Genomic DNA, 16078 nt, shown 5'->3' with positions numbered 1-16078 from the left:
CATGCCGCACACCGCATGCATCTCCGAATTCGCCGGACAGGACTCGGACCGATGAGTTCCGGCCGTCCACGGCCGCGGGCCGGCTTCCCACGTCGTCGATCCAGGCCCGAGGTGACCGTGGCCAATTACGACAAGGTCTACGACTTCTTCGGCCCCGGTCGGCGGCGTGACTGGTTCACCTACCCGATCCTGCGCCTGGTCGACGCGATCTACCGCCCACGGGTACTGATACCCGCCGAGACGGTCGCCGAACTGACCCGGCTGCACGCGGACGGCATCGGGATCATCGCTGCCGTCAACCATCCGTCCAAGCACGACGCGACGGTGCTCGCGGCCGCCCTGTTCGACAAGCGGGTCCGCTTCCTGTCGGCGGGTACGGGCCTGACCAAGGACCCGCTCTTCCGCGGCCCGCTACGTCCGCTGTTCGAGTACACGGGCACGATCCCGGTCTTCCGCGCCAAGAACTACCAGGGCACGGCCACGGATGTCCATCTCGGTGCGGCCGCCCGCTTGATCCGGGTGTGCGTGGAGCGGGTCGTCGCCGGGGGTGTGGTCCTGACCTTCGTCGAGGGCACCAATTCCTCCGCCGACGACCTCCGCACGATGCGGCTCGAGTCGGTCAAGAAGGGTGTGGGCCACATGGTCAGCGGGGCCCGCGAGGCCGGCGCCCCGGTCGCGGTCCTGCCGATCGGCCTGGTCTATCGGGGCCGCGATCACCAGAACCCGCCCCCGAGGGGAGCGATCGCCGCGGCCGGACCCATGCTGACGTGGTTCTCCGGTCCCGTGCCGACGGTCGACGAGGTGCGCGTGGCCGTGCGGAACGGCATCGACGCCGCCCTCAAGACCGGGTGGGATCAGGCCTGAGTCCCCCGGGCCGGCACTGACTGTTCACCCCTACCGGTCCGACCCAGCTAGACGACGCCGGGAACGAGCTGGAACTCCACGCCGACGTCCTCGAGATCGCGCGCCACGTCCGCGAGCCCGGCCGCTGCGACGATCCGCACCACTCCGTGTCCGGCCTCGCGGCGGCAGGCGATCAGGTCGACCACGCGGGCGGCGGGCAGGCCTGAACTGGTGTCGATCACCTCGACGTCGTCGTCGAGTTCTGCCCGTAATCCCACGTCGACCGGCCCGTCCACGACCAGGACGTCAGCGGCGTGGACGAGGCGTCGCGCGCGGACGGTGAGGAGGTCGCCGTCGCCACTTCCACCGACCACCGCGACCCATCCCGCGGCGGTCCGCCGCCGCGCGCGCAGTCCGGCCGGCGCGGTGGCCAGCGAGCGAGCGACATGGCGCCCGACCCGCACTGACCTGCGCGGATCACCCGAATCCACGGCGATGCGCACCACGCCGGCCGGCGTCGCGACCGCCGTACGCGCGGGCACCCGTGCCGAGCCGAGCGCCGCGTCGCCCGCCGTCACGCACCACAGTCGCCGCGCCTCGCACAGCGCGGCGACCTCGGCGTCGACCTCGGCGTCGCCCGTGGCGACGTGCACCAGCCAGGGAGTGTCCAGGTCGGCGGGGGTGAATGATCGGACGACGACGACAACGCCGCCGCCAGCGTCCCCACCACGGGTCTCCCCATCACGGGCCGCCCCATCACGGGCCGCCCCATCACGGGCTTCCCCGCCACGGTGACTCGCGACCACGTCCTCCATCTCGGGCGCCAGGGTCGGGGCGACCACGCGGACGCGCGCTCCCGCCTCGAGGAAGAGCTCCGCCCGGCGGGCCGACACGGGGCCGGCACCGACGAGCAGCACCTCACGACCGGCCAGGCCCATGGTGAGCGGGAGCCCGTCCAGGGGCTGCGGTACTGCCGCGGTCGGCGATGCCGTCGACCCAGGAGCCTGCACCGGGACCACGGACCGAAGATCCAGTGCCGGGGCCCCCTGCGCCGGAGCGGGAGCGTGCGCCGGAGCGCGACCGACCGGCGACAGAGTCACAGGTGGATGCCGCACTCGGTCTTGGAGGAGCCGGCCCAGCGACCCGAGCGGGGGTCGGCGCCTGCCTCGACGCGGCGGGTGCACGGCTCGCAGCCGATCGACGGGTAGCCGTCGTCGAGCAGCGGGTTGAGCAGGCACCCGTGTTCGGCCGCGTAGTTGTGCACGCGCTCGAGAGTCCACGCGACCAGCGGGTTGATCTTGATCATCGAATGCTTCTCGTCCCACTCGACGATCGCGGCGCCCGCACGGTGATCCGTGTCCACGCGGCGCAGGCCGGTGATCCAGGCCTCGTATCCCGAGAGCGCCGCATCGAGCGGCTCGACCTTGCGCAGGCGGCAGCACAGTTCGGGGTCGGTCTCGTACGGCTTCGCGCCGAGGACCGCCTCGTGCTCGGCGATGCTCGCCGGGCTGCGGACGTCCACGACGTTGAGGCCGGGCGTCGCAGCGAGTGCATCGCGCACGCCGACCGTCTCGGAGAAGTGGTAGCCGGTGTCGAGGAACAGCACGTCCACGCCCGGGGCGTGCGGCGCCGTCATCTCGGGCACCACCGTGTTGGCCATGGAGCAGGCCACGGCCAGGGCGTCGCCAAAGGTCTCGCCGGCCCAGGCCAGCACCTCGTTCGGGTCAATCTCCTCGAACTTGCCGTAGATGCCCCGGTCGTCGAAGCGACGGGCGGCGTCCTCGGCGATGGCCTTGAGCTCTTCGGTGGTCCGCTTCCGACCGGGGCCGGGGGTGAGAACCGTGCTGCGGGGCAGCAGTTCCAGGCTCACTGTGGTCATACGAGTGCCTCCTCATCTGCCCGGTGGGCCCACTCGGCGAACGTCTCGCCGGCGTCGCGGCTGTCCACGTACTTCCTGATCACACGCTCCACGTAATCGGCGAGGTCCGTGGTCTTCACGCGCAGGCCACGGACGGTGCGGCCGAGGCCACCCTCGTCGCGGTGGCTGGCAGCCAGGCCGCCACCGAGGTGGACCTGGAAGCCCGGGGTGTCGCCGTCGAGCAACTGACCCTTGAGTCCGATGTCAGCCGTCTGGATGCGGGCGCAGCTGTTCGGGCACCCGTTGAGGTGGATCGACAGCGGCGTCTCCAGCGGAGCGTCGCCCGCGAAGCGCTTCTCGAGCTCTGCGACCAGCTCGGTGGCCGAGTCCTTGGTGTCGACGAAGGCGAGCTTGCAGTACTCGATGCCGGTGCAGGCCATGGTCCAGCGACGGAACGAGCTGGGACGGGCGTGCAGGTTGACCGCCGCGAGTCCCTCGATCAGGGCCTCGACCTTGTCCTCCTCAACGTCCAGCACGAGAACACCCTGGTGCGGGGTGAAGCGGATCCGCTGCGAGCCCGCGGCCTCGGCGAGGTCGGCGACCTTCGCGAGGACATCACCGCCGGCCCGGCCGACTGTGGTGGTGGCGCCCACGAAGAAGCGGCCGTCCTTCTGCTCGAACACCCCGATGTGGTCGCCGGGCGACGTCGCCTTGGCCGGAGCCGGGCCATCAGCCAGCTCTCGGCCGAGGTACTCGTCCTGAAGCACCTGACGGACCTTCTCCACGCCCCAGTCCTTGACGAGGAACTTGAGACGGTTCCGCGTGCGCTGGGCGCGGTAGCCGTAATCGCGGAAGAGGCTGGTCACGCCGTGCCACACCTCAACCGCCTCCTCCGGACGGACGAAGGTCCCGAGGCGCTGCGCGAGCTGCGGGTTGGTGGACAGTCCGCCACCGACCCACAAGTCATAGCCCGCGCCGAGCTCGGGGTGAACAACGCCCACAAAGGCGATATCGTTGATCTCGTGGACCACGTCGAGGCTGGGGTGGCCGGTGAACGCGGTCTTGTACTTACGGGGCAGGTTCGAGAACTCGGGGCTCCCGATGTACTTGTCCTTGATCTCCTGGATCGCCGGCGTGGGATCGATGATCTCGTCCGCAGCGATGCCGACGACCGGGCTACCCAGGACGACACGCGGGCAGTCGCCGCAGGCCTCCATGGTGGTGAGTCCAACCTCGTCGAAGCGACGCCAGATCTCCGGGACGTCCTCGATCCGAATCCAGTGGTACTGGACGTTCTGCCGGTCAGAGATGTCGGCGGAGTTGCGAGCAAACTCCGTGGAGACGCCGGCGACCACGCGGAGCTGCTCGGTCGTCAACGCGCCACCGTCGATGCGCACCCGCATCATGAAGTACTTGTCCTGCAGCTCGTCCGCTTCGAGCTTCGAGGTACGTGCACCCGAAATACCCTGCTTGCGCTGGGTGTAGAGGCCCATCCACCGGAAGCGGCCGGAGAGGTCATCCGAGGGGATCGAGTCGAACCCCTCCTTGGAGTACACGTCGATGATGCGCTGGCGCACGTTGAGCGCATCGTCCTCGGCTTTGAACTCCTCGTTGTGGTTGAGCTGGAGCTTGCCGTCGATCTTCCACTGACCCTTGGGCTTGGGAGCGCGCGCGGGACGGGCGGGGCGAGAGGCGGCTGCGGTGTCGGTCATGCTCGCGACAATAGTCAGAACAGACTGGTCTGTCTATCCAGGGTGACCTAACCGACCCCCCGTCCGCCCGTCGTCACCCAGGCGACGTCGAGGTCACGCCATCGGCAAGGTCGACCCGAGATCCCCCGCGATGCCGAACACGGTGCCCCAGAGGATCTGGACGACGTGGTACGGGAGGAACGTGGCGGAATCGACGAGCGTCGAGCCGGAATCCTGAACCAGGCTGCCGGCCGCGTTGATGGTCGAACCGGCGAAATCCACAAGACTGCCCCACATCACGAACTCCTTCCGGAGCTGATCCGACGACCCATCTCGTCGGTGGATTCGTACGCCAGACGCCCCATCTCGAGCCTAGACATTTCTTCATAAAGTGGAAACTGTGCAGCAAAACGGTTAGGCCTTTACTTAGGGTGCGGAAAGGTCACGATTCATCGGTGGCGTGCCGCGAGAACCGCTTGTAGCCTCGTGTGGTGTAGCCCACAACGGGTGGGCGTCTCGTCGAAAGGGCACACCATGTTCTCTGATTTCTGGGCAGGACTTGCAGTCGGCTCGGCCGAGCTCATCCCCGCGCCGTTCGGTTCGGCCGCGATCGACGGCCTTCTGCGCCTCCCGGCCTACGTACTCGGCACCCTCAGTGGTGGCGCGGCCCTGTTCGGCTCCTGACCCCGACTCGGCACGCCCCGGTGGTTCGCCACCGGGGCGTCTCGCATTTCCGGGGGTCCTACAGGCCGCAGAAGTCGAGCCAAGTGTCGACCTCGCGCCTGGCCTGCTCGCGACCGAGGACGTAGGCCTCGGCGAGACGGTCGACCCGGCGCTCGTAGCTGCGGATCATCACCCGGTGCGGACGGAAGACCAAAGCGTCACCCGATTCCTCCAACGCCTCGATCTCGTCGAGGGTCTCGTTGTAGAGGGCCCAACGGTGCATCAGCGCCTCCCCCACCGCCGGGAACCGGCGGAAATAGGAGCGATAGAACGGCGTCAGCCGACGCGGCGGAATCTTGCGATACCCGTGCGGCTGGGTCAGCACCACCAGGAACCTCTCGTATCCCGCGTCGCGAGCCACCGACAGCGGGACCCCTCCGTCGTGGCCCAGCGCCCCGTCGACGTAGTACTCGCCGTCGATGAGCACTGGCGGCATCCACACCGGCATCGTCGACGACGAGCGGACCATCCGCATGAGGTCGCCCATCGACGTGATGTCGTCCTCGCCCCAGAAGACGGTCTCGCCGTCAGAGCAGCGGAACGTCCCGATCCGCGCCTCGGTACCGCTCGCGGAGAACGTCTCGAAGTCGTACGGGAGGACCTGATCGGGCAGCCCCGCCTGCTCGTAGATGTACTCGGCGTTGAACAGGCCCTTGCCGCGGGCGAAGCTGCGCCAGTCGCCGAAGTTCGGGTCCGCGGCCAATTCCACGAAGCTCTTGCGCGCCCGCACGGCGTCCCGCGAGACGTAGTTGGCCAGGTGGGAGGCACCTGCCGAGATACCGGCGGCTAGCCCGGTGTGGATGCCCGCCTCGATGAGTGTCTCCACGACGCCGGCCGTGTGCACCGCCCGCATCCCGCCGCCCTCGAACAGGACGGCGATGTCGGGCGCGGTCGGGGCGAGAACGGTCACGCACACCAGCCTATGCGGCGACGCGGACCCGCTTGCCGCGACGCCGATCGCGCCCGCGGTCAGGCCCCGGCGCTGCCGCCCGTCAGCGAACCGACCGAGGTGGCGGACCCGGCGGGCCCGGCCGAGCCCTGGCCGCCACTGGACCCCACCGAACTACCCAGACGACGTCGATGTCACGTATCCCGAGACCGTCGCACCCGGTCAAACCTTCGACGTGTTCCTCCAGCCGGGGACGATGACCTCGGGCACCGACAGATTCGCCCGGTTGACCTACGATTTCGCACTTCCCACCAACGCGACAATCATCGGTGTATCGCTCGCAGGAGGGGAGCAGGGGATCACGACACCCACCAGTCCCGACGCCCTCGCCGTGGTGCGCACCAACAGCGCCGGCAATACCGACGCGAACGGATCCTTCGCCCGGATCTGGGGCGGACAGTCCGGCTATTGGGGCTCGAACAGCTCTCAGTACGGCAATAACCGCGGAATCGTCGTGGAGTCCAATACAGCATTCCGTCTGCCCAAGGTCAAGGTCACGATGTTGGCACCCGTGAGCGCTGCCGGAACCACGATCTCGGTGTCCCCGAAGGCTGTTGGCAAGACCGGCAACAGTGCTTACAACAGCGGCTCGGCGTCCGCGATCCAGTGGATCGAGGGTACCGGCAACCGCAACATCTTCTGCGCTTCCGGCGCCACCCCCGCCACCCTCACCTCGACGCGTGTCGAGGGCGAGGCCGTCCAGCTCGACAGCACCACCACGATGACCGCCGGCGGGCAGGTGGAGTCGGGGACCACCGGCACGCCGATCTCCGCCAAGGTCACCGTCCCGGGCGCGTCCGCGTCGACCATCGACGACGGCAAGGTCGAGTTCTACATCGGCGAGACCAAGATCGGCGAGGCCAACCCCAACTCGACGGGCGTCGCCTCGATCACCCACGACTTTCCGGCCCTGGCCGAGGGCGAGACGTCCAAGGCGTATCAGGTCCACGCCAAGTACGCAGGGGTGCCCAACTCGATCAAGCCCAGCGAGAGCGCGCCGACCACGTTCACCGTCGTGCGGGAGATCCTCAACTACTACGACACCGCCACCACGGTCACGGCCACCAAGGGCACTGAGGCGGGCGGCAACGTCCCGGTCACCGTCACCGCCAACGTCAGGTCCACCCCGTCGTCGACCATCCCCGGTGCCGTCAAGGTGGAGTTCTACAAGGACGGCGTCGCCATGGGTGAGCCCGTCGCGATCTCCGGCGGCAGTGCCACCGTCACCGACTCTGTCCCTGCGATCGAGGAGGGCGGCACGGCGAAGGACTACGTCTACAAGGCCGTCGTCACCGAGACCCGCGTCCCCGACACGAAGAACGTCTACCGCGGCAGCGAGGGCTCCACTACCCTCACCATCTCGCCCAGGGTATTCAACGACATCACCTCGTCGGTCGTCCTCTTCGCCGAGCAGGGCGCCGCGGCCGACGGCAACGTCCCAGTGACCATCAAGGCCAGCTTCACCACCACGCCCGACCGCAGCTACCCCACCGGGGCCACGGCCCAGTCCTACCGCGACGGCGAGGCGGTCGGCGAGCCGGTGGCGATCACCAACAAGACCGCCACGTTCACCGACTCGGTGCCCGAGGGCGACGCCACCTACCGCTACCAGGTCAAGTACACGGGCGCGACGGTCGGCGACGACCGCTTCAAGCCCGTCGACAGCAGCCTGCTCACGGTGAACATCGGCAAGGGTGGCACGACCCCGCCCACGCCCGGTGACGACGGCGGGTTCATGGGATCCCTCCGCGACCTCTTCGGGAACATGTTCGGCTCGCTCGGTAGCTGAACAGGCCGCCAGGCAAGCACCCCGCCCCCGACGGTCGTCGGGGGCGGGGTGCGTGCATTTTCTCCCCCGGGAGATGAGACGCATCACACAGACAGCGGTTAGGGTCGACTGATGGACTCTCTCGCCACCGCCGTCGCCTCCGTCAACGACGTCTACTGGTACCTCGTGATCGCCCTGCTGGTGATCGCCGGACTCTGGTTCTCGCTCACCACGCTCATCGTGCAGATCCGGATGTTCCCGGAGATGCTCAGGACGATCGTCGAGAAGCCCGCAGAGATCGAGGAGGGCAAGAAGGGCATCTCGGCCTTCCGCGCCTTCACCATCTCCGCGGCCTCGCGCGTGGGCACCGGCAACGTCGCCGGCGTCGCGATCGCCATCACGGTCGGCGGGCCGGGTGCGGTGTTCTGGATGTGGCTGCTCGCGATCGTCGGCGGCGCCACCGCCTTCGTCGAGTCCACGCTGGCCCAGCTCTACAAGGTCAGAGGCAAGGACTCCTACATCGGCGGCCCCGCCTACTACATCCGCGACGGCCTGGGCTGGAAGCCCGTCGCCGTCGTGTTCGCGGTCATCATCACGGTGACCTACGGCTTCGTCTTCAACGCCGTCCAGGCCAACTCCATCTCCCAGTCCGTGCGTAACCAGTTCAGCCTCGGCGAAGGCGTCGGCGCCGGACTGGTGATCGGCGCGATCCTCGCCGCGCTCACCGGCGTCGTCATCTTCGGCGGCGTCCGCCGACTGTCCGCCGTCACCGAGATCGTCGTCCCGCTCATGGCCGTCGCCTACATCGTGGTGGCACTGGTCGTCGTGGCGCTCAACATCTCGGAGGTCCCCGAGATGATCTCGCTCATCGTCGGTCACGCCCTCGGCCTGCGCGAGGTCGCGGGCGCCGCCGTCGGCGCGGCCATCATGCAGGGCATGCGCCGCGGACTGTTCTCCAACGAGGCCGGCATGGGCTCGGTGCCCAACGCTGCCGCCACCGCATCGGTCTCCCACCCCGTCAAGCAGGGACTCGTCCAGGCGCTCGGCGTCTACTTTGACACCCTCGTCGTCTGCTCGGCCACGGCGTTCATCATCCTGCTCTCGAACCCCGAGTTCGGCGGCGACCGCGAGGGCATCACGCTCACCCAGGACTCGCTCGCCGCGCAGGTCGGCGACTGGGGCGTGCCGTTCCTCATGGTCGTCATCTTCTTCCTGGCGTTCTCCTCGATTCTCGGCAACTCGTACTACGGCGAGGCCAACATCCGCTTCCTCCGTGAGAACCCCATGGCGCTCACCGTGTTCCGGGTCCTCGTCATGCTCGCCGTGCTCGGCGGCTGCCTCGGCTCGGTGGACCTCATCTGGAACCTCGCCGACCTGTTCATGGGCTTCATGGCCACCCTCAACCTCGTCGCGATCATCCCGCTCGGCGGCCTGGCCGTGGCGCTGCTGCAGCACTACCTGCAGCAGAAGGCCAAGGGCCACAACCCCGTGTTCCACCGCGACGACCTGCCCAAGGCGCGCAACGTCTCCTCGTGGGACGGCTCCGACCCCATGACCCACCAGCCCGTCGCCGACGAGGCGCGCGACGTCGAGCCGAAGGCGTGACGACGGAGCATCCCGCGGGCGCGATGACCGCGCGGGAGTTCTACTCCGGCCTGCCCAAGGCGCACCTGCACGTGCACCTCGAGGCGGCCATGCGGGAGTCCACGCTGAGGCAGTGGTGCAGCGACGACGGCATCGCCGTTCCCCCGCTGGTCAGCTATCCGGATTTCACGCGGTTCCTCGCCGCGTACGGCGTCCTGATCGGCCTCCTGCGCACCCCGGAGCGCGTGGCGAGGCTGCTCGACGAGGTGATGGCCGACGCGGCCGCGCAGGGCGTGGTGGCGCTGGAGTTCGCGTCGATCCCCGAGAAGGCGGCGGCGTTCGGCAGCGCCGAGGACGCGCTCGAGTTCATCCTGCCCACCGCGATCGAAGCCGGTCGTCGGCACGGTGTGTGGACCGGGGCGATCGTGAGCATCGACCGGGGCGCCGGGCCCGAGCACGCACTGGAGGCCGCCCGGCTTGCCGCGCGGTTCGCCGACCGCGGCGTGGTCGCGGTGGGTCTGGTCGCGGACGAGCGCGGCAACCCCGTGGCCGACGCGGCCGGGGCGTTCGCGATCGCGCGCGAGGCCGGGCTCGGGGTGGTGCCGCACGCGGGCGAGCTCGCCGGGCCCGAGGAGGTGCGGGCGGCACTCGAGCTGGGCGTGGACCGGATCCAGCACGGCGTGCGCGCGGTGGAGGACCCCAGGGTGCTGGAGCTTCTGGCCGAGCGCGGGACCTGCCTGGACGTGTGCCCGACCTCAAACGTCGTGCTGGACGTGTACCCCTCGCTGGAGGAGCACCCGCTGCCGCGGCTGCTCGAGGCCGGCGTGCGGTGCTCGATCAATGCCGACGACCCGCTGCTGTTCGGTGCCGACGTGGTGGACGAGTACGTGCTTGCCGAGGAGCGGACGGGCGTGCCGCGCGAGGTGCTCACCCGGTGCGCGCGCACGTCGATCGAGGCGTCGTTCGCGCCCGAGGAGGTCAAGAGCCGCACGCTGGCGGGGTGACGGGGCTCAGTACAGGAACACCACCGCATTGTCCCCGCCCCGGCAGATGATGCCGCCGTTATTGTGGTTCTCGATGCAGCCCATCTGGTAGCTCTGGCCGGTCGTCGGACTCACCGCCTCGACCTGCGCGGGGTCGCCGGGGCGGGCCGTGCGGAAGTACGCCTCGTGCACCGCGACGGCGAACGCGCAGCTGGTGGCGTCTGTCCCCCGGCCAGAGCGCGGCAGGGTCGGTCCGCCGTCGTCACTGCACTGTTCGAGGACCCCGGGCGGCGCGTCGGGGTCGACCGCCGACGACGACCCCGCCCCGGCCGGGTCCGAGGTGGCGGGTGCCGCCCCCGCGCCGGCCCCCGCGCCGTCGTCCCCGGGACCCCGGAGCAGCAGGATGATCGCCACCCCCACGGCGACGACCAGGATCGCCGAGCCCGCCGCCGCCAGGACTAGCCCCACACTCGGGCCCCGTACGTTCACGCCCCGCGGCGGATCTTGTCTGCAGCGAGGATCATCGGGATCTGCAGCGGCAGCCGGCCCCATGCGACGACTTTGTGGGGCCAGACAGGCTTATTGCGGTATGCGCGCACCATCTGCAGATTTCCGGGGAACACGCCCACGAACAGGGCCGTTGCCGCCGCCCCGCCCAGCGCGCGCGTGTCCGGGCGCGCGAGCAGGCCGGCCACCGCGAGCTCGGCGACACCGGAGCCGTAGGTCCAGGCACGACGGCTGCCGGGGAGCTCGGGCGGGATCAACCCGTCGAAGGGCTTCGGCGCCACGAAGTGCAGCACGCCCATCGCGCCCAGAGCGGCGGGCATGGCCCAGTACTTCACGGTCTTCGCGGTCTCGTACCTCATGGCCACGAGACTACGGCCGTCGGCGGCGGCGCGCGCCCTTCACCGGATCCGCGGCAGCACCTTCTCGCCCAGGAGCTCCATCGACTCCCACGCCGCCTCGATCGGCATGCCGCCGCACAGCGGGTGGCACGTGATGAGCCCGAGCTCGCCGTCGCGCACCCGCCGCACCAGGTCCTCGGGCGTGGCCACCACGTAGACGCCCTCGGCGCGCAGTTCATCGACGGTGCGGGCGTCGGACTGCACGAACGAGCCGCGCTCCTCGCCCACGTGCCACTCCCGGTATCCGCGCGCGTCGGCGAGGAGGTGGGGGCCGTGGTCCGCCCAGAACCGGTCCGGGTCGGCGGCGCAGAACACCGTCGCGGGTCCGGGAACGGGGACGACGACGAGGCCCGGCTTCCGCCCGTGGGCGGCGCATTCGTCCCGGTAGAGCGTCTCGAGGGCGGGATCGTCGAGTTGCGGTTGGTAGTGCATGCCCAGTCGCCCGGCCCGCCGCGCGGCTGCCGCCCCGCCTCCGAGGAAGATCAGCGGGTGCGGCTGGCTGTACGGCGGCGGGGTGACGGTCTGCCGCGGGGAGCCGTCCGCCGGCTCGTCGCCCACGGCCTCGCCCCGCCACGCGGCGAGCATGGTCTCGAGCATCGCCTCGAGCCGGGCGCCGCGCCCTCGCCACTGCCGGGAGTGCAGCGCGTACTCGGATGGCCGGTAGCCGATCCCGAACGTGTAGCTGATTCGGCCCGCCGAGAGGTGGTCGAGCACCGCGATGTCCTCGGCCAGGCGGACCGGGTCATACAGCGGCGCGTTGAGTGCCCACACCGAGATCGGGATCGTCGACGTCACCGCCGCGACGGCCGGGGCCACGACGAGCGGGGACGGCAGGTAGCCGTCGGCCGAGCCGTGGTGCTCGGACAGGTTGATCGCGTCGTGCCCGGTCTCCTCGGCGTAGCTGGCCAGGTCCAGAGCCGCGCGGTAGCGGTCGCGGCGCTCCCCCGGCCCGGCGCCGGGCGCCCGGAAGTCGAAGCGCGTGACGACGTAGACCATCAGCTCGCGCTCGGCGCGTTCACCGGTCCCGCCAGGTGCGAGTAGGCGGTGCCCCGTTCCTCGCGCTCCCACCAGGTGTCGGGCCCGGCAGTGTCCCGTCCGGCTGCGTCAGGCCCGGCTGCGTCAGGCCCGTCCGCGTCCGACCCACCGACGTGGCCCACGCCCTGCCGGATCAGCTCGCGCTTGAGGACCTTGTTGGTGGCGGTGGTGGGCAGGTCGCGGGCGATCCGGACCCAGCGTGGCCACGCCTTGGGCGACAGGTCTGGCTGGGCGGCGAGGAACTCACGGAATTCCTCGGGGTCGAGCGTGCTGTCGTGTCGGGGGACGATCGCCGCGGCCAGCTGGTCACCCACCCCGCGCGGATCGGGCAGCCCGTACACCGCGACGCGGGACGTGGCCGGGTGACGGAGGATGATCTCCTCGACGATGCCGGTCGCGAGGTTCTCTCCGTCCACGCGCAGCCAGTCCCCGGTGCGTCCGGCCAGGTAGATGTGCCCGTCGGCGTCGCGGTAGGCCAGGTCGCCGGACCAGTACATGCCGTCGCGCATGCGGTCCGAGGTGGCCTGCTCGTCGTTGTAGTAGCCGGCGAAGAATCCGGCGCCCTCAGAGTTCACGAGTTCACCGACACACTCGTCGAGATTGGTCACGGCGCCGTCGTCGTCGAATATCGCGCGGGGACATTCGACCCCGGTGACGGGGTCGTACACGGCGACCCCCGGGAACGGCTCCCCGATGGACGTCAGCGGTGAGTGTTCGGTGCGGACGACGATGATCGCCAGCTCGGTCGAGCCGTAGGCGTCCACGACCGTGCAGCCGAAGCGCTCGGCAAAGGCCGGGATGTCCTTGGGCGCCGCCTCGTTGCCGAACGCCACGCGCAGGGTCGTGTCCGCGTCGTCGGGTCGGGGCGGGGTGTCGAGGATGTAGGCGAGCGGCTTTCCCACGTAGTTCATGTAGGTCACGCCGTAGCGGCGCAGGTCCTCGCCGAAGCGGGTCGCGCTGAACCGGCGGGCCAGCGCCATGGTCGCGCCCGCCGCGATGGCCGGCGAGAACCCGCCCATGATCGCGTTGGAGTGGAACAACGGCATGGACAGGTACGTCACGTCGTCCGGGGTCAGGTCGAACCGGTCCGCCAGGTTCTCCCCGGACATGGTCACCGTGAAGTTGCCGACCTGCACCGCCTTGGGGTCGCCCGAGGTGCCCGAGGTGAAGATGAGCATGAACGGGTCCTGCGCCGTGACCTCCGGCGGGTCCGCGGGCGCCTGCGCGGCCTCGACCAGCGCCGCCCACTCGGTCGAGTCCGTGTCGATCACGGTCGTCTGGCCCAGGTCCAGGCCGTCGAGCAGGTGCTTGAGCTCCGAATCGGTGAGGATGACCTGGCAGTCGGACCGGCGGATGTCGCGCGCCAAGCTCTCGCCGCGGCGGGTGGCGTTGAGGCCGACCGTCACGTATCCCCCGAGCGCGCCCGCTGCCAGGGCATACAGCATCTCCGGGGTGTTCTCCAGCAGCGTGGCCACGTGCCGGGGACCGCTGCCGATGCCGTGCGTGTTGTGCGTCCACACCCCGCGCAGGACCTCCTCGATCGCGCCCGCACGCTTGGCCGCGCCGGCGAGGTAGTCACGCCAGGTAATCGAGGTGTCCTCGTAGCGGATCGCGGGCACGTCCGACTCGGCGTGGCGGAGGAGCTGGGCGCGGACGGTGTCGGCCATGGAGGGTCCTTCGGGGTCACTGGGGGGAATCTCGGAGGGGTGTGATGTGTATCATAGTCAACTCCGCTGACAGACGTCAGGACTTGCCGAAATGCCTGGTGCTGGTGCTGACTCCTCTGCACGCTCGCAGCGACTCCCCCGCTCGCCCTCAGCGCCCCCTGCTCGGCCTCAGCGCCCCCTGCTCGGCCTCAGCGCCCCCTGCTCGGCCTCCGCGCCCCCTGCTCGGCCTCAGCCGTCACTCCGGTCAGCGTTCTCCCAGGTGGATTTCTCGAAAAACGTACCGGAGTGACGGCTACTGGTCCGGAGGTCCCCTGTTCGGGCGACCGCGCTGCCGGCGAGTGGCGGGAGGCCGCGGGTGAGAGGCGCCAGGCCGCCGGTGGGAGATGCCGCAAATCATTACTGTGGCGGAAGGACCACTCGCCTCGACCCCTGGGAGAGCAACATGGACGTCGCCGCCGTCACCGCGATCGCACCGGACGCACCGCTGGAGAAGACCACCATCCACCGCCGCGACACCGGCCCGCTGGACGTGCTCATCGAGACCGAGTTCGCCGGCATCTGCCACTCCGACATCCACCACGCGCGCGGCGAGTGGGGGCGAACCGTGTACCCCACCACGCCGGGCCACGAGATCGTCGGCATCGTCCGCGAGGTCGGCTCGGAGGTCACCCGGCACTCGGTCGGCGACCGCGTGGGCGTCGGCTGCATGGTGGGCGCGTGCCACGAGTGCTCCTCATGCGAGGCCGGCCAGGAGCAGGAATGCGAGCGCGGGGCCGTCATGACCTACGGCTCCCCGCTGCCCGAGGACTCGGTCGAGGGCACCACCACGCAGGGCGGATATTCGACACACATCGTGGTGGAGGAGCGCATGGTCGTCTCCGTACCCGAGGACCTGGATCCGGCAGCCGCCACACCACTGCTGTGCGCGGGTGTCACCATGTTCTCGCCGCTACGGCAGTGGAACGTCGGCCCTGGTTCAAAAGTCGCGGTGATCGGCATGGGCGGGCTCGGACACGTGGGCGTGCAACTCGCCGTGGCGATGGGCGCCGAGGTCACAGTCTTGTCGCAGACCACCTCCAAGCGCGAGGATTCACTGAAGTTCGGCGCCGTGGAGCACTACGCGACCGCAGGTGAGGAGGGCATGCAGACTCTCCGGTCTCTGCGCGGGAGCTTCGACGTCATCCTCAACACGGTGTCCGCGAACCTGCCACTGGACCGCTACCTGGCCGCCCTCCGCCCACGTGGGGTGATGGTCGAGATCGGGATCCCGAGCGAGCCCATGTCGCTGCGCGCGGGCTCGGTGACCGGCGGCCGCAAGATCCTCACCGGCTCGATGATCGGCGGCATCCCCGAGACCCAGGAGATGCTCGACTTCTGCGCCGAGCACGGCATCACCGCGCAGATCGAACTCATCTCGGCGGACAAGATCAACGAAGCCTACGACCGCGTGGTCAGCTCAGATGTGCGCTACCGGTTCGTGATCGACGCCAAGACCTTCTGACCGCGAGGTCTAGCCGCAGGGCGAAAAGGAAAGAGAGGAAGACGACAACGCTGGACCACGTCATCCTCATGGAAACACTAACGGCACCAAATACTTGTTGATCAATCCCCAGATAGTCATGCCGAAGAACACGATCGCTGAGAGGATCAGCGTTACCCGACTCACAGGATCATTGTCCCAGCTTTGACGCAGCCGCTTTTTGAATTCCACCCACCAGCGAGCCCAATAGCCCGGCTGCTCATCGAGCGAGGGGTACTCGTAGGGAACGCCTCGATCCTCCGACTGGCCCAGAGTCTCACGGCCTTCACGGTGGCCAAAGTCCTCACTCGGACCGGTCATCAACAAACTCCTCTTAAGCCTTGTCGCCAGCCTTCTGGCCAAAATACGAGCCGACCGCTGCACCTACGCCAGCGCCTAGTTGATCACGAATAGCTTTCGAAGTACGTCATGATGAGTCTGACGACGATCATGATCACCGAGAGGGCCATCGTTATCCGAGTTTCGGGCGGCTTCCAGCTAAGGCGCCAAATCCTCTTGAATTCCGCCCACCGACCAGCCCAGTAACTCGGCT

General features: G+C 69.2%; 16 protein-coding genes. 6 read left to right on the top strand and 10 right to left on the bottom strand.

Annotation, left to right across the window (positions count from 1 at the left end; translation table 11 throughout):
* Nucleotides 1-117: 117 nt before the first annotated feature.
* Entirely contained in the window at nucleotides 118-864 is a 747-nt protein-coding gene (locus tag OPF83_RS15455; RefSeq protein ID WP_264888497.1) for a 1-acyl-sn-glycerol-3-phosphate acyltransferase, read from the top strand.
* A 47-nt stretch (nucleotides 865-911) separates the two neighbouring features.
* On the opposite strand, the gene OPF83_RS15450 is transcribed toward OPF83_RS15455, so the two are convergent.
* The 4 genes from OPF83_RS15450 to OPF83_RS15435 form a co-directional block, all read right to left on the bottom strand.
* On the bottom strand, nucleotides 912-1862 hold the full coding sequence (locus OPF83_RS15450; protein ID WP_264888496.1) for an NAD(P)-dependent oxidoreductase: 951 nt from the start codon (nucleotides 1860-1862) through the stop codon (nucleotides 912-914).
* 77 nt (nucleotides 1863-1939) lie between these two features.
* The gene (locus tag OPF83_RS15445) at nucleotides 1940-2722 is read right to left on the bottom strand and encodes a phosphoadenylyl-sulfate reductase (protein WP_264888494.1); all 783 of its coding nucleotides are present in this window, start codon (nucleotides 2720-2722) and stop codon (nucleotides 1940-1942) included.
* A complete protein-coding gene (locus OPF83_RS15440; RefSeq protein ID WP_264888492.1) occupies nucleotides 2719-4413 on the bottom strand; it encodes a nitrite/sulfite reductase in 1695 nt (564 codons plus the stop codon). The genes OPF83_RS15445 and OPF83_RS15440 overlap by 4 nt, the downstream gene beginning before the upstream one ends.
* Nucleotides 4414-4506: 93 nt before the next feature.
* Entirely contained in the window at nucleotides 4507-4689 is a 183-nt protein-coding gene (locus OPF83_RS15435; RefSeq protein WP_264888491.1) for a hypothetical protein, read from the bottom strand.
* 237 nt (nucleotides 4690-4926) lie between these two features.
* Between OPF83_RS15435 and OPF83_RS15430 the strand changes: the two genes are divergently transcribed.
* Nucleotides 4927-5076 (top strand): hypothetical protein, encoded by a 150-nt coding sequence (locus OPF83_RS15430; RefSeq protein ID WP_264888490.1) that lies wholly within the window; start codon nucleotides 4927-4929, stop codon nucleotides 5074-5076.
* A gap of 58 nt (nucleotides 5077-5134) precedes the next feature.
* Here the strand turns inward: OPF83_RS15430 and OPF83_RS15425 are convergent, their stop codons facing one another.
* A complete protein-coding gene (locus tag OPF83_RS15425) occupies nucleotides 5135-6025 on the bottom strand; it encodes a patatin family protein (protein WP_264888489.1) in 891 nt (296 codons plus the stop codon).
* A gap of 265 nt (nucleotides 6026-6290) precedes the next feature.
* On the opposite strand from OPF83_RS15425, the gene OPF83_RS15415 reads away from it, so the two are divergent.
* From OPF83_RS15415 to add, 3 genes are all read left to right on the top strand, one after another.
* The gene (locus tag OPF83_RS15415) at nucleotides 6291-7853 is read left to right on the top strand and encodes a hypothetical protein (protein ID WP_309297798.1); all 1563 of its coding nucleotides are present in this window, start codon (nucleotides 6291-6293) and stop codon (nucleotides 7851-7853) included.
* 111 nt (nucleotides 7854-7964) lie between these two features.
* Nucleotides 7965-9437, top strand: coding sequence for a sodium:alanine symporter family protein (locus OPF83_RS15410; RefSeq protein WP_264888487.1), 1473 nt, complete (start codon nucleotides 7965-7967; stop codon nucleotides 9435-9437).
* Nucleotides 9434-10420 carry an adenosine deaminase gene (add, locus tag OPF83_RS15405; protein WP_264888486.1) on the top strand — a complete coding sequence of 329 codons (987 nt, stop codon included), beginning with the start codon at nucleotides 9434-9436 and terminating at the stop codon, nucleotides 10418-10420. The genes OPF83_RS15410 and add overlap by 4 nt, the downstream gene beginning before the upstream one ends.
* A 6-nt stretch (nucleotides 10421-10426) precedes the next feature.
* On the opposite strand, the gene OPF83_RS15400 is transcribed toward add, so the two are convergent.
* From OPF83_RS15400 to OPF83_RS15385, 4 genes are read right to left on the bottom strand one after another with little or no spacing between them, the layout of a single operon-like run.
* Nucleotides 10427-10867, bottom strand: a complete 441-nt coding sequence (locus OPF83_RS15400) for a hypothetical protein (RefSeq protein WP_264888485.1) — start codon at nucleotides 10865-10867, stop codon at nucleotides 10427-10429.
* 17 nt (nucleotides 10868-10884) lie between these two features.
* Nucleotides 10885-11265 (bottom strand): hypothetical protein, encoded by a 381-nt coding sequence (locus tag OPF83_RS15395; RefSeq protein WP_264888484.1) that lies wholly within the window; start codon nucleotides 11263-11265, stop codon nucleotides 10885-10887.
* A gap of 39 nt (nucleotides 11266-11304) precedes the next feature.
* Complete coding sequence (locus OPF83_RS15390; RefSeq protein WP_264888483.1) at nucleotides 11305-12300, bottom strand: LLM class flavin-dependent oxidoreductase; 996 nt, start codon at nucleotides 12298-12300, stop codon at nucleotides 11305-11307.
* A complete protein-coding gene (locus OPF83_RS15385) occupies nucleotides 12300-14006 on the bottom strand; it encodes an AMP-binding protein (RefSeq protein WP_264888482.1) in 1707 nt (568 codons plus the stop codon). Before OPF83_RS15385 ends, OPF83_RS15390 begins: the two co-directional genes overlap by 1 nt.
* Before the next feature lie 442 nt (nucleotides 14007-14448).
* Here OPF83_RS15385 and OPF83_RS15380 point away from each other — a divergent pair, with 442 nt between their 5' ends.
* The gene (locus tag OPF83_RS15380; protein WP_264888481.1) at nucleotides 14449-15507 is read left to right on the top strand and encodes an NAD(P)-dependent alcohol dehydrogenase; all 1059 of its coding nucleotides are present in this window, start codon (nucleotides 14449-14451) and stop codon (nucleotides 15505-15507) included.
* A gap of 66 nt (nucleotides 15508-15573) precedes the next feature.
* Here OPF83_RS15380 and OPF83_RS15375 read toward each other — a convergent pair whose 3' ends face one another.
* Nucleotides 15574-15846: a hypothetical protein gene (locus OPF83_RS15375; RefSeq protein ID WP_264888479.1), complete on the bottom strand. Its 273-nt coding sequence runs from the start codon at nucleotides 15844-15846 to the stop codon at nucleotides 15574-15576.
* Nucleotides 15847-16078: the final 232 nt, after the last annotated feature.

The sequence above is a fragment of the Dietzia sp. NCCP-2495 genome (assembly GCF_026011735.1).
Classification (GTDB): domain Bacteria; phylum Actinomycetota; class Actinomycetes; order Mycobacteriales; family Mycobacteriaceae; genus Dietzia.
This window is presented reverse-complemented; position numbering and strand designations above follow the sequence as displayed.

Excerpts from the sequence above, each read along its gene's own strand:
- OPF83_RS15445 (WP_264888494.1), bottom strand. The coding sequence starts at position 2,722 with ATGACCACAGTGAGCCTGGAACTGCTGCCCCGCAGCACGGTTCTCACC.
- OPF83_RS15440 (WP_264888492.1), bottom strand. The coding sequence starts at position 4,413 with ATGACCGACACCGCAGCCGCCTCTCGCCCCGCCCGTCCCGCGCGCGCT.
- OPF83_RS15435 (WP_264888491.1), bottom strand. The coding sequence starts at position 4,689 with ATGTGGGGCAGTCTTGTGGATTTCGCCGGTTCGACCATCAACGCGGCC.
- OPF83_RS15430 (WP_264888490.1), top strand. The coding sequence starts at position 4,927 with ATGTTCTCTGATTTCTGGGCAGGACTTGCAGTCGGCTCGGCCGAGCTC.
- OPF83_RS15410 (WP_264888487.1), top strand. The coding sequence starts at position 7,965 with ATGGACTCTCTCGCCACCGCCGTCGCCTCCGTCAACGACGTCTACTGG.
- OPF83_RS15395 (WP_264888484.1), bottom strand. The coding sequence starts at position 11,265 with ATGAGGTACGAGACCGCGAAGACCGTGAAGTACTGGGCCATGCCCGCC.
- OPF83_RS15390 (WP_264888483.1), bottom strand. The coding sequence starts at position 12,300 with ATGGTCTACGTCGTCACGCGCTTCGACTTCCGGGCGCCCGGCGCCGGG.
- OPF83_RS15385 (WP_264888482.1), bottom strand. The coding sequence starts at position 14,006 with ATGGCCGACACCGTCCGCGCCCAGCTCCTCCGCCACGCCGAGTCGGAC.
- OPF83_RS15380 (WP_264888481.1), top strand. The coding sequence starts at position 14,449 with ATGGACGTCGCCGCCGTCACCGCGATCGCACCGGACGCACCGCTGGAG.
- OPF83_RS15375 (WP_264888479.1), bottom strand. The coding sequence starts at position 15,846 with ATGACCGGTCCGAGTGAGGACTTTGGCCACCGTGAAGGCCGTGAGACT.